Raw genomic sequence first — 12998 nt, forward strand, 5'->3', positions numbered from 1 at the left:
ATGAGAAGGTGAGACATGCAATGTGTATAAGGTTGTTGCGTCATGGCAAAAGTACTCGATAAAAGTCTGGTTATTAATATTTTCTCGCTGCTGGCCTACCGCGGCGCATCGTTCCTGTTTCCACTGGCCACGCTGCCCTATCTTGCCCGCGTTCTGGGTGTAGAGCAGATGGGTACGCTGGCGCTGGCCATCGCCTGCGTGCTCTATTGCAGCACCATCTCTGACTGGGGATTCAACGTCTTTACCACCAAAGACATTGCTCACCATCGTGATGACAAGGAACGCGTCAGCCAGCTCTTCTGGTCAACTTTTAACGCCAAGCTGATGCTGCTGGTGGTGACCAGTGGCACGTTACTGACGGCGACCTGGTTTAATCCTGCCTGGCATCCGCTGTTCTTTATCATCCTGGCGAACTGCACCACGCTGATAGGCTCGCTGTTTTCATTCGGCTGGCTGATGCAGGGCTTTGAGAAGCTGGGTAAAACGGCGATGATCGCCACCTTCGGTAACTTCTGTGCGATTCCGCTGACCTTTTTGCTGGTGAAATCCCCGCAGGATACCTGGCTGGCGGCGCTGATCCCTGGCACTGTCTCCATCATCAGCGCAGCGATTACGCTGAAGTTTGTGCTGGAGATGAAAGTCATTGGCCGTTACCGCTTTGAACCGCGCGAGATCAAACAGCGCATCACCGACAGCATGGATGTGTTTATTGCTATCGCGGGTGCCAATCTGTTTAACAGCGTCAACGTGGTAATCCTGGCCTCCTTTACCTCTACCTATATGGTCGGGATCTACAACGGGGCGGATCGTCTGCGTAAAGCGGCTAATTCAGTACCCGAGCAGATCGGCAGTGCTTTCTTCCCGCGCGTCAGCCACCTGTTTGGTCGGGATAAACGTGCCGCCATTGCGGCGACGCGCAAAAGCCTGCTGCTGTCGTTTTCCCTGAGTCTGTCGATTGTCATCTTTACCTGGTTCTTTGCTGACCTGGTGGTCTCTATTTTACTGGGTAAAGACTTTATTCCGTCGGCGGATGTGCTGCGCGTCTTCGTGCTCTGTTTCCTGTTCGGTAACATTGCCTATCCGGCTGGATTACAGATTCTGATCCCGCACGGTCTGGCCCGCCAGCGTATGTGGGTGATGATGGCTGCTGGCGTGATAAACGTGCCGCTATGCTGTTTCCTGGCCTGGAAGTTTGGCGCAATCGGTGCCGCATGGTCGATGGTGGGAGCTGAAGCGTTTGTCTGTCTCGGTATCTTTGGCATCATGCAGCGTCACGGCATCCTGCGGGAGTATCTGTTTCCTTCCGAGGTGAAAAACCAGCCCGTAAACGATTCCGCCGTTTAAGATCAAAGCATTTTCATATAGTTTTCTGCATCCCCGCCGTTCGATTTACTTTTGCGCCAGAGCACTTTACCATTCTGGCGCACATTTTCCCGTGCACCGACTTTCACGATTGCTTCCGTCCTTCAGGAGAGTGCATGTTTTATCCTATCGTCCGACCGGCGCTGTTTAAACTCGACCCCGAACGCGCGCACGAACTCACCTTTCAGCAACTGCGTTTTATGAACGGCACGCCGCTTGAGCTGTTTTATCGCCAGAATCTGCCGTCGCGTCCGGTCACCTGCATGGGACTGACCTTTAAGAATGCCCTGGGCCTGGCTGCGGGTCTGGATAAGAACGCAGAGTGCATTGATGCGTTTGCGGCGATGGGCTTTGGTTTTGTTGAAGTCGGTACCGTCACGCCGCGCGCCCAGGCAGGTAATGACAAGCCGCGGATGTTTCGTCTGGTGGAAGCGGGCGGCATTATCAACCGGATGGGGTTTAATAATCTCGGTGTTGACCACCTGGTTGAGAATGTAAAAAAAGCGCGTTTTAACGGCGTGCTCGGGATCAATATCGGTAAAAATAAAGATACGCCGGTTGAGCAGGGCAAAGATGATTATCTGATTTGCATGGAAAAGGTCTATGCCCATGCCGGTTATATCGCCATCAATATTTCCTCGCCCAACACGCCAGGTTTGCGTTCACTGCAATATGGTGAAGCGCTGGATGATTTGCTCTCCTCTATCAAACAGAAACAAAAAGAGCTGGAAAAGCGTCATCTGAAATATGTTCCGCTGGCCGTAAAAATTGCGCCCGATCTCTCTGAAGAGGAGTTAATTCAGGTCGCGGACAGTTTGATTCGTCATCAGATTGATGGCGTCATTGCCAGTAATACCACGCTCGATCGTTCGCTGGTAAGCGGTCTTAAGCATGCTGAAGAAGCGGGTGGATTGAGTGGACGGCCAGTGCAGTCGCGCAGTACGGCGGTGATCCAGCGCCTCTCTCAGGAGCTGCAGGGGCGCCTTCCCATTATCGGCGTTGGCGGCATCGATTCTCTGACCGCCGCGCGTGAAAAAATCGCCGCAGGTGCAACGCTGGTTCAGATTTATTCAGGCTTTATTTATCAGGGGCCAGGATTAATTAAAGATATCGTCACGCATCTCTAAGACAATTCTCACAATGATTAGCCGGGGGGTTTATTTATCCCCTCGGCTCGTTTATATTTTGTCCTGTTGCACGCTTTTTCAGCTTTTCCTTATGTTTCTTTTTTCGCTGAATTCTGCGCGATTTTTGGCGCAGCGGTAAATACAGGGCACACGATGAAAATTAAACCCGATGATAACTGGCGCTGGTATTTTGATAGCAGCCACGACCGAATGATGCTCGACCTGGCTGACGGGATGCTTTTCCGTTCCCGCTTTTCCCGCAAAATGCTCACGCCGGACGCGTTCACTGAATCGGGTTTCTGTGTCGATGATGCCGCTCTGTATTACACCTTTGAAGAGACCTGTCGTCAGTGCAAACTCAGTGGCAGCCATCGTGCTGAGCTGGTGCTGAATGCGCTGGTCGCCGCGCGCTTCCTCAAACCCCTGATGCCGAAAAGCTGGCATTTCACCTCGCATGCCCCGGCAATGCAGCCCCGTCCCGGTGAAATGGTACAGGTTACGCTGGCCGAAGAGGGGACGCTGGCACGTCTGCTGGTGGTTGAGAGTGGTAATAATGCGGCGCTCTGCCTGCTGGCGCAGCCAGGTTTAACCCTGGCCGGTAAAAATATGGTGCTCGGCGATGCCATTAAGGTGATGAACGACCGCCTGCAGCCCTGGTACCAGGATGTCGCGCACTACGCCCGCGCGGTCTGATTACTTCACTTCTATATCACCAGCCGGAATACAGCTGCAGCTTAAGAGGGTGCCGTCCTGACGCAGGGCACTCTGTTTAAGCGCTTTTACTTCACCGGCTACCAGACTCAGCTTGCAGCTACCACACAGACCTGCCCGACAGGAGTAAGGAATGCGAAAGCCCTGCATCTCCAGCTGATCCAGTAATACCTGCTGATTATCCCCGGTAAAGGTCTTGCCCTGAAATGTGATGGTCACGGCATTAGGAGCCTGCTGCTGTGGTTTCAGCGTTTCGACCACTTCGCCGGCACCATAGCTGCGCGGCGCATGACGTTTCAGGACGATCATTTCATCACCCGCACGCACCACGCCACTGTTACGCGCCACTAAGTTCAGACCGAAATCGATATCTCCACTGCCATCCTGAGCTGTGCGGAACGTCTGCAGCGTCGCCAGCGGATGACCGGTGGGATGCTTGAGTCCGGTCTCGGTGCTGACCGTGGTTAGCACACAGCGACTGCATGGCTTGGGAGCCTCAAAAATGACGTCGCCAATCTGAATCTCTGCCCAGCTATCCTCATCCCAGGCGGCCGCGCCGCTGACGATCAGGTTCGGGCGAAACTGTTCGGCACGGACGCTGGCCGGGCAGCGCTGTTGCAGATCGTGCAGCGACGCGTTGTTGATCAGTAAAAACGGAAAGCCATCGGCAAAGCTCAGCGGAATATGATCAAACTTTTTGACCCGGCGAGTCGGTTGCGGCCCGACCCAGCGCAGCTGAACGTCGCGCGGGAAGAACTGGCTCAGCCACTGATTAATCGACTGGGGGGCAATACGCGCAGTAAAGTGGTTGCCCCAGACTTCGGTGGGATGATCCTGCTCACTAAAATCGCTGAAGCGGATCAGGGACTGGCTGCCATCCGGCGCGGCTAGCAGCAGGCCATCCGGCAGGATCGCGGGCGTAAAGCGCACCATCTCCGGGTGCTGACGTGCAGTAATAAAGGTGCCATCGGGTTCGGTCACCATAAACAGCCGATCAAATGTCAGTCCGCTGTCAGTGACCAGCGCATGTGACAACGCTAATCCCCGCATTGACTTCACAGGATGAATAAATAAGCGGGAAAGCGTGATCATGGTGTTCTCCTTGAACCCGACGCGCGACACAAAAGAAGCTAACTTTATGACATAGGTCTCCGATTCGCTATAATGCGCGACAATTTTCTCAAGAGTTAAAAAGTGACGATATGAATTCTCTGTTTGCCAGCACGGCGCGTGGGCTCGAAGAGCTGTTAAAAAGTGAGCTGGACGCGCTGGGCGCGCAGGATTTGCAAGTGGTGCAGGGAGGCGTTCACTACGAAGCCGACGATCGCGCCATGTACCAAAGCCTGATGTGGAGTCGTTTAGCATCACGCATCCTGTTGCCGCTGGGAGAGTTTGGCGTCTACAGCGATCTCGATCTCTATCTGGGTGTACAGAGCGTGGACTGGCCGTCGATGTTCGGCAGCGACAAAACGTTCGTCGTGCATTTCAGCGGCACCAACGATTCGATTCGTAACAGCCAGTTCGGCGCGCTGAAAGTCAAAGATGCCATCGTGGACAGCTTTACCCGTCAGAATCTTGAACGGCCAAATGTCGATCGTGAGCAGGCAGATATCCGTGTTAACGTCTGGCTGAATGACGATCGCGCCAGCATTGCGCTGGATCTCAGTGGCACCTCACTGCATCAGCGCGGCTATCGCCAGCAGACCGGTCAGGCTCCGTTAAAAGAGACGCTGGCGGCGGCAATTGTGCTGCGTTCTGGCTGGGAGCCGACCACGCCGCTGATCGACCCGATGTGTGGTTCGGGTACGCTGCTGATTGAAGCGGCGCTGATTGCCTGCGATCGGGCACCGGGCCTGCTGCGTAAGCACTGGGGCTTTACTGCCTGGAACAAGTTTGATGCTGCGCTGTGGCAGGACGTGAAAACCGAAGCGCAGAACCGTGCCCGCGCGGGCACGGCGGCGACTCAGGCGCGCTTTTTTGGTTATGACAACAATGGCCGGGTGCTGGAGTGGGCGCAGGCGAATGCCCGTCGTGCTGGCGTCTTTGAACTCTTCACATTTGCGCAACAGGACCTGCTGCAACTGACCAATCCGCTCGATCCGGCGGTTCACGGCACAGTGCTGAGTAACCCGCCGTACGGTGAACGTCTGGAGAGCGAACCGGCGCTGATTGCGCTGCACAGCCAGCTCGGACGTCTGATGAAGCAGCATTTTGGTGGCTGGAACCTGTCGCTTTTCAGCGCCTCGCCTGAACTGCTGAGCTGCCTGCAACTGCGTGCCGATCGCCAGTTCAAAGCGAAGAACGGTCCGCTGGATTGCGTGCAGAAAAACTATCAGCTGGCGGTTAACAGCCATGAAAGCGCGGGACAGATTGCGGAAGATTACGCAAACCGTCTGCGTAAAAATGTGAAGAAGCTGGAGAAGTGGGCGCGTCAGGAAGGCATTGAATGCTACCGCATTTATGATGCCGATCTGCCAGACTACAACGTTGCTGTCGATCGCTATGGTGACTGGGTCATTATTCAGGAATACGCGCCACCGAAAACCATCGATCCGAATAAAGCGCGTCAGCGCCTGTTCGATGTTATCAGCGCGACACTGAGCGTACTGCAGCTGCCTGCTGACCGTCTGATTATGAAAACGCGTGAGCGCCAGAAAGGCAAAGCGCAGTATCAGAAGCTCAGCGAGAAGGGCGACTATTTCGAAGTTAAAGAGTTTAATGCGCGTTTCTGGGTGAACCTGACCGACTATCTCGACACCGGCCTGTTCCTCGATCACCGCATTGCCCGTAAAATGCTCGGTCAGATGAGTCAGGGCAAAGATTTCCTGAACCTGTTTGCCTATACCGGCACCGCCAGTGTGCATGCCGGTCTGGGGGGGCGCGTTCAACCACCACGGTAGATATGTCGCGTACCTATCTGGAGTGGGCGGAGCGCAACCTGCGTCTTAACGGACTGACCGGGCGTCAGCACCGCCTGATGCAGGCGGACTGCCTGAGCTGGCTGAATGAGAGTGATGAGAATTTTGACCTGATCTTTATCGATCCGCCAACCTTCTCCAACTCAAAACGTATGGAAGAAAGTTTCGACGTTCAGCGCGATCATATGATGCTGATGCGTAACCTGAAACGCCTTCTGCGTCGCGGCGGCACCATCATGTTCTCCAATAACAAACGTGGTTTCAAAATGGACATGGATGGTCTGAAAGCACTGGGCCTGCAGGCGCAGGATATTACCCAGAAAACGCAGTCGCAGGACTTCGCGCGTAACCGTCAGATTCACAACTGCTGGCTGATCACTCATGCCGGTAAGGAATAAGATTACATGTCATTAATCAGTATCCACGGCGCGTATCTCTCCTTCAGCGATGCGCCGCTGTTAGACAATACCGAGCTGCACATCGAAGAGAACGAACGCGTCTGTCTGGTGGGCCGTAACGGTGCGGGTAAATCTACGCTGATGAAAATCATCAATGGCGAACAGCCACTGGATGATGGTCGCATCATTTATGAAACTGACCTGGTGGTGGCGCGTCTGCAACAGGATCCGCCGCGCAATATTACCGGTTCGGTTTATGACTTCGTGGCTGAGGGCGTTGAAGAGCAGGCTGAGCATCTGAAAGCCTATCACGCCATTTCCCATGTGGTGATGGAAGATCCCAGCGATAAAAACCTCAATGAGATGGCGCGTCTGCAGAGTATTCTCGACCATCAGAACCTGTGGCAGCTGGAGAGCCGCATCCATGACGTGCTGGAGCAGATTGGTCTGCAGCCCGATACCGAGCTGTCGTCGCTCTCTGGCGGCTGGCTGCGTAAGGCAGCGCTGGGCCGTGCGCTGGTGAGTAACCCGCGTGTGCTGATGCTGGATGAGCCAACCAACCACCTCGATATCGAAACGATCGACTGGCTGGAAACCTTCCTGAAAAACTTCAGCGGCAGCATCGTCTTTATTTCGCATGACCGTTCGTTTATCCGCAACATGGCGACGCGTATTGTCGATCTTGACCGTGGCAAGCTGGTCTCCTGGCCGGGCAACTACGATCTCTATCTGGAAGGCAAAGAAGAAGCGCTGCGCGTTGAAGAGATGCAGAACGCCGAATTCGACCGCAAGCTGGCGCAGGAAGAGGTGTGGATCCGTCAGGGCATAAAAGCCCGCCGCACCCGTAATGAAGGTCGTGTGCGCGCGCTGAAAGCGCTGCGTCGCGAACACTCAGAACGTCGTGAAGTCATGGGCAAAGCCAACATGCAGGTGGGCGAAGCGTCCCGTTCCGGCAAGATTGTGTTTGAGCTGGAAAATGTTGACTACGCGGTGGGCGGCAAAACGCTGGTGAAGGATTTCTCTACCCAGGTTCAGCGTGGCGATAAAATTGCGCTGATCGGGCCGAACGGTTGCGGTAAAACGACCTTACTGCGCCTGATGCTGCAGCAGCTGAAAGCCGATCACGGCCGCGTACATTCCGGCACCAAGCTGGAAGTCGCTTACTTTGACCAGCATCGCGCTGAACTGGATCCGGATCGCACCGTGATGGACAACCTGGCTGAAGGCAAGCAGGAGGTGCTGGTCAACGGCAAACCGCGCCACGTGCTGGGCTATCTGCAGGACTTCCTGTTCCATCCAAAACGTGCGATGACGCCGGTGCGTGCGCTTTCCGGTGGGGAACGTAACCGTCTGCTGCTGGCACGTCTGTTCCTGCGTCCCAGCAACCTGATGATTCTGGATGAACCAACCAACGACCTCGACGTCGAAACGTTGGAACTGCTGGAAGAGCTGATTGATGGTTATCAGGGCACTGTGTTACTGGTGAGCCACGATCGTCAGTTCGTCGACAATACGGTCACCGAGTGCTGGATTTTTGAAGGCAACGGCGAAATCGGTACCTTTGTGGGCGGTTATCACGATGCGCAGCAGCAGCGCGCCGCTTACCGGCAGCACAGGTCTGCTTCACCGGCTAAAGCGACAGCGAATAGTACGAAGCCAGCCGCCGAAAAGAGTGAAGCGAAGCGTAACGTGAATAAGCTCAGCTACAATCTGGCGCGAGAGCTGGAACAGCTGCCGCAAAAACTGGAGCAGCTGGAAGCGCGCATCGGTGAGTTACAGGCGAAGATGAGTCACCCGGACTTCTTCAGTCAGGCACACGATCAGACGCAACCGGTGCTGGATAATCTGGCGCAGGCTGAGCAGGAGCTGGAAACCGCTTTTGCGCGCTGGGAAGAGCTTGAGTCACTGAAAAACGGCGCGTAGGGCAGGGCTAACGGATGTGTTCAGCAGTGAAAAGTAACGCGTGGATGCTCTGTCCACAATGCGATTTAATGATTAAGCTGCCGGACATTCCCGTTGGCAGCCGTGCGTCATGCCCGCGCTGCCATACCTCTCTGACGGCTAACTGGCACGAGCCGCGTAAACGGCCGACGGGCTATGCGCTGGCGGCGCTGTTTATGCTGCTGCTGGCAAATCTGTTTCCTTTTGTCTCTATGAAAGTGGCGGGATTGACCAGCCAGATTACGCTGTCGCAGATCCCCCAGGTCATGGTGACGGAAGATTACAGCAGCCTGGCGACACTGTTTCTGCTGTTTGTGCAGGCGGTTCCGGCCTTCTGCATGGTCACCATTATTCTGCTGGTCAATCCGGTCCCTCTGCCCGTCCGCCTCAAAACTGGTCTGGCGCGTATCCTGTTTCAGTTGCGTAACTGGGGCATGGCAGAAATTTTTATGGCAGGCGTTTTGGTCAGCTTCGTCAAGCTGATGGCCTATGGTGATATCGGACTGGAAACCAGCTTCTGGCCGTGGGTGCTGTTCTGCTTGCTGCAGCTGCGCGCCTTTCAGTGCGTTGACCGCCGGGACTTGTGGGACAGTCTTTCCCCGCGACCCGCCATCCCTCATCCACCTGAAGTGGGCATCAGTGGTTTAGAGCAGGGCCTGCGCTCCTGCCCCTGCTGTACCGCCATTCTGCCGGAAGCTGAGCACACCTGTCCGCGCTGCGGCGTCACCGCCCAGGCGCGACGTAAGCACAGCCTGCAATGGACGCTGGCGCTGCTGTTCACCTCAATACTGCTTTATATCCCGGCTAACCTGTTGCCGATCATGGTGACGGAAACCCTTGGCACGGCTTATCCCTCTAATATCATGGCGGGAGTCATTGTGCTGTGGGGCGATGGTTCCTATCCGGTGGCGCTGGTGATCTTTATCGCCAGTATCATGGTGCCGACGCTGAAGATGCTGGCAATCGGCTGGCTCTGCTGGGATGCCAGCGGACGCGGGCGGCGTGACAGTCATAAGATGCATAAAATTTATGAAGTGGTCGAATTTGTTGGCCGCTGGTCAATGATCGACGTGTTTGTGATTGCCGTGCTCTCTGCGCTGGTGCGTATGGGGCAATTAATGAATGTTTATCCCGCGTGGGGGGCAGTATTATTTGCGATGGTGGTGATTATTACCATGATCGCTGCCATGACCTTTGACCCGCGATTAACCTGGGATCGTGTACGCGAAAACAATATGAAGGAGTCGCGCCTTGACGGAAACTAACCACGGCCATGCAAAGGTGGAACAGATTAAGCGCTGGTCGCCGGTCTGGATTGTCCCCATCGTTACGCTGTTAATTGGCGGATGGATCCTCTTTTATCACTTCAGCCATCAGGGGCCGGAAGTCACTTTAATTACCGAAAATGCCGAAGGCATTGTTGCCGGTAAAACTACGATTAAAAGTCGCAGCGTCGACGTTGGCGTGGTGGAGAGCGCGGTGTTAAGTGACGATCTTCACCATGTGGAAATCAAAGCGCGTCTGAATGCGGGCATGGAAAAACTGCTGCACAGTGACAGCGTTTTCTGGGTAGTGAAACCGCAGGTGGGACGTGAAGGGATCAGCGGACTTGGCACGCTGCTGTCAGGTGCGTATATCGAACTGCAGCCTGGCACCAAAAAGCAGCCACCCGAGCAATTTAAGCTGCTGGATGCGCCGCCGTTAGCGCCACCGGATGCCAAAGGTATTCGTATCGTACTGGACAGCAAAAAGGCAGGCCAGCTTAATCCGGGTGATCCGGTGCTGTTCCGTGGCTACCGTGTCGGTACGGTTGAGACCAGCGTATTTGATACTGACAAACGTATGATGACCTATCAGCTGTTTGTCGCTGCACCCTACGATCGCCTGATTACCACCAACGTACGTTTCTGGAAGGACAGCGGCATCGCCGTGGATATGTCCGCCTCAGGGATGCGGGTGGAAATGGGATCGCTTACCACGCTATTCAGCGGCGGTGTCAGTTTTGACGTGCCGGATGGCTGGGCGCTGGGCGAGCCCGCGCAGAACAAGTCTGACTACCATCTGTTTGACGATCAGCGCAGCATTCAGGACTCGCTCTACACCAACCATATCGACTACGTGATGTTCTTCTCTGACTCGATTCGTGGTCTGCAGGCGGGTGCGCCGGTTGAGTTCCGTGGCATTCGTCTGGGTACCGTCTCCGAAGCGCCGCTGATGAAAGCGGGCCTGGATCAGGCACTGAATAATGATTACCGCGTGCCGGTGCTAATCCGCATTGAGCCGGATCGCTTTATCAGCCGACTGGGTGAAAACTTCGATCTCGAGCAGCATCTGCAGGATGGTAAAAAACGTGGTCTGCGCGCCACGCTGAAAACCGGCAACCTGTTGTCGGGCGCGCTCTATGTCGATCTCGACTTCTATGACAATGCGCCAGCCTACAAAGGCCCGCAGAAAGTTTCTGGCTATGAAGTGATCCCAACGGTCAGCGGCGGCCTGAGCCAGATTCAGCAGAAGCTGATGGCGGCGCTGGATAAGATTAACAGCCTGCCGCTGAACGGTATGGTCAATGAAGCGACGGGTACGCTGAAAGAGAGCCAGAAAACGATGCGTGATCTGCAGCGCACCATCGACAACATCAACAAAGTCACCGCCAGCCCGGCCATGAAAACGCTGCCGGAAGATCTGCAGCAGACCTTGCGCGAGCTGAACCGCAGCATGAAGGGCCTGCAGCCAGGTTCGCCTGCCTACAGCAAGCTGGTCGGCGATATGCAGCGGCTGGATCAGGTGTTGCGTGAACTCCAGCCGGTGCTGAGAACGCTAAACACCAAGAGCAATGCGCTGGTATTTGAGGCGAAACCGGGACAGGATCCCCTGCCGAAGAGGGCGAAACAGTGAAAAAAGGATTGATACTTTGTGCCGCGCTGGTGTTGAGTGCGTGCAGCAGCAGCGTTGACAATACCTGGTATCAGCTGCCCTCCGGGGCGGCGTCCATGCAGGTCACCAGCAGTCAGCTGAATGAAGCGCAGCCGATGTTATGGGTGCAGCAGGTGACGGTGCCGGACTATCTGGCAGGTAATGGACTGGTTTACCAGACCAGCGATGTCAAATATGTTATCGCCGCGAATAATCTCTGGGCCAGCCCGCTTGATCAGCAGTTACAGCAAACGCTGATTACTAATCTGAGCAAGGCGCTGCCTGGCCGATTAGTGGCGGGATCACCCTTAGGCGCACAGCACGACACGCTGAATGTAACCATTACAGGCTTCCAGGGACGCTACGATGGCAAAGCGATTGTCAGTGGCGAATGGACGCTGGAACATCAGGGTCGTCTGACCAAACAGGCGTTTAACCTCGTGCTGCCGCAGACTGAAGATGGCTACGATGCAATGGTCAGAACGCTGGCGGCGGGCTGGCAGCAGACCGCACAGAAGATTGCTAATAGTGTGGTTGCGTTAAATTAAGATTGATGTGAATAAATAAGCTAAGCCCCTGAACGATTGTCGTGCTGAATCGACATTGTTCAGGGGCTTTTTTATTAGCTTATTCAGAAAGATAGTGCTGGCGTATGCATCACAAAACGTCCTTAATTTTACCGATTAAGGTCACATTTATGACACTGGCATGAAGATTGGGCATTGATCTTTGGGTGCGCAGGAGGTAGAACATAAGGGTGGTTGAACATTAATTCACCACTTTTCTTTCCACCAGATTCCACAGACCTTACATGAGGGACACGGAGTATGAAGAGACAGAAACGAGACCGCCTCGAACGCGCCCATTCACGTGGTTATCAGGCAGGCATTACTGGACGCTCAAAAGAGATGTGTCCGTATCAGTTGATTGACGCTAAGTCTCACTGGTTGGGAGGTTGGCGACAAGCCATGGAGGACAGGTCGGTAGCTGCATAACCGGATGTCACTGAAAAGGGAATATAACCTCCGCCATGCGCGGAGGTTTTTGTTTCCGGGGGAAACGCTTAGAAAGCGGCGGTATCTTTAAACAGGCCGACTTTCAGATCGCTGGCGGTATAGATCAGATTACCGTCAACCAGAACTTCACCATCTGCCACGCCCATCACCAGTTTGCGATTAATGACGCGTTTGAAATGAATGCGGTAAGTGACTTTCTTCGCTTCTGGCAGGACCTGTCCGGTGAATTTCACTTCACCCACGCCCAGCGCACGACCTTTACCTTCGCCGCCCAGCCAGCCCAGATAGAAACCGACCAGCTGCCACATGGCATCCAGGCCCAGACAACCCGGCATTACCGGATCGCCAATAAAGTGACAGCCGAAGAACCAGAGATCAGGGTTGATATCCAGCTCCGCTTCAACAAAGCCTTTATCATATTTTCCGCCGTCTTCGGTCATTTTGACCACGCGGTCCATCATCAGCATGTTGCCAGATGGAAGCGGCGGACCATTTTCGCCAAACAGTTCACCACGACCTGACAGAATCAGATCTTCTTTGGTATAGGATTCGCGTTTATCTACCATGTTTTCAATAAGCCTTGTTTTAGTGAATCACGAATATTAGCGAACA

10 protein-coding genes and 1 pseudogene are annotated in these 12998 nt (G+C 54.6%); 9 read left to right on the forward strand and 2 right to left on the reverse strand.

Annotated elements, in window-relative coordinates:
- The first annotated feature begins 42 nt into the window (after positions 1-42).
- The 3 genes from BY447_RS17230 (at position 43) to BY447_RS17240 (ending at position 3182) form a co-directional block, all read left to right on the forward strand.
- Positions 43-1344 carry a flippase gene (locus tag BY447_RS17230; protein ID WP_013357342.1) on the forward strand — a complete coding sequence of 434 codons (1302 nt, stop codon included), beginning with the start codon at positions 43-45 and terminating at the stop codon, positions 1342-1344.
- A 134-nt stretch (positions 1345-1478) separates the two neighbouring features.
- Complete coding sequence (gene pyrD / locus BY447_RS17235; protein ID WP_110331643.1) at positions 1479-2489, forward strand: quinone-dependent dihydroorotate dehydrogenase; 1011 nt, start codon at positions 1479-1481, stop codon at positions 2487-2489.
- A 153-nt stretch (positions 2490-2642) separates the two neighbouring features.
- Positions 2643-3182 carry a cell division protein ZapC gene (locus tag BY447_RS17240; protein WP_013357345.1) on the forward strand — a complete coding sequence of 180 codons (540 nt, stop codon included), beginning with the start codon at positions 2643-2645 and terminating at the stop codon, positions 3180-3182.
- Here the strand turns inward: BY447_RS17240 and BY447_RS17245 are convergent, their stop codons facing one another.
- Positions 3183-4292, reverse strand: a complete 1110-nt coding sequence (locus BY447_RS17245; RefSeq protein ID WP_110331644.1) for a YcbX family protein — start codon at positions 4290-4292, stop codon at positions 3183-3185. It lies immediately after the preceding gene.
- A 110-nt stretch (positions 4293-4402) separates the two neighbouring features.
- On the opposite strand from BY447_RS17245, the pseudogene rlmKL reads away from it, so the two are divergent.
- From rlmKL to rmf, 6 genes and pseudogenes are all read left to right on the forward strand, one after another.
- Positions 4403-6516, forward strand: a pseudogene (gene rlmKL / locus BY447_RS17250) (bifunctional 23S rRNA (guanine(2069)-N(7))-methyltransferase RlmK/23S rRNA (guanine(2445)-N(2))-methyltransferase RlmL).
- 6 nt (positions 6517-6522) lie between these two features.
- A complete protein-coding gene (locus BY447_RS17255; protein ID WP_095707428.1) occupies positions 6523-8439 on the forward strand; it encodes an ABC transporter ATP-binding protein in 1917 nt (638 codons plus the stop codon).
- Between the two features lie 14 nt (positions 8440-8453).
- The gene (gene pqiA, locus BY447_RS17260; RefSeq protein ID WP_013357349.1) at positions 8454-9722 is read left to right on the forward strand and encodes a membrane integrity-associated transporter subunit PqiA; all 1269 of its coding nucleotides are present in this window, start codon (positions 8454-8456) and stop codon (positions 9720-9722) included.
- Positions 9709-11352: an intermembrane transport protein PqiB gene (gene pqiB, locus BY447_RS17265; protein WP_110331645.1), complete on the forward strand. Its 1644-nt coding sequence runs from the start codon at positions 9709-9711 to the stop codon at positions 11350-11352. Before pqiA ends, pqiB begins: the two co-directional genes overlap by 14 nt.
- Positions 11349-11918 carry a membrane integrity-associated transporter subunit PqiC gene (gene pqiC, locus BY447_RS17270; protein ID WP_013357351.1) on the forward strand — a complete coding sequence of 190 codons (570 nt, stop codon included), beginning with the start codon at positions 11349-11351 and terminating at the stop codon, positions 11916-11918. Before pqiB ends, pqiC begins: the two co-directional genes overlap by 4 nt.
- A gap of 279 nt (positions 11919-12197) precedes the next feature.
- Positions 12198-12365: a ribosome modulation factor gene (gene rmf / locus BY447_RS17275; RefSeq protein ID WP_008925875.1), complete on the forward strand. Its 168-nt coding sequence runs from the start codon at positions 12198-12200 to the stop codon at positions 12363-12365.
- Between the two features lie 68 nt (positions 12366-12433).
- Here rmf and fabA read toward each other — a convergent pair whose 3' ends face one another.
- Positions 12434-12952, reverse strand: a complete 519-nt coding sequence (gene fabA, locus BY447_RS17280) for a bifunctional 3-hydroxydecanoyl-ACP dehydratase/trans-2-decenoyl-ACP isomerase (RefSeq protein WP_008925876.1) — start codon at positions 12950-12952, stop codon at positions 12434-12436.
- Between the last annotated feature and the right edge of the window lie 46 nt (positions 12953-12998).

Source organism: Pantoea sp. JKS000250 (assembly GCF_003201065.1).
Taxonomy (GTDB): Bacteria; Pseudomonadota; Gammaproteobacteria; order Enterobacterales; family Enterobacteriaceae; genus Pantoea; species Pantoea vagans.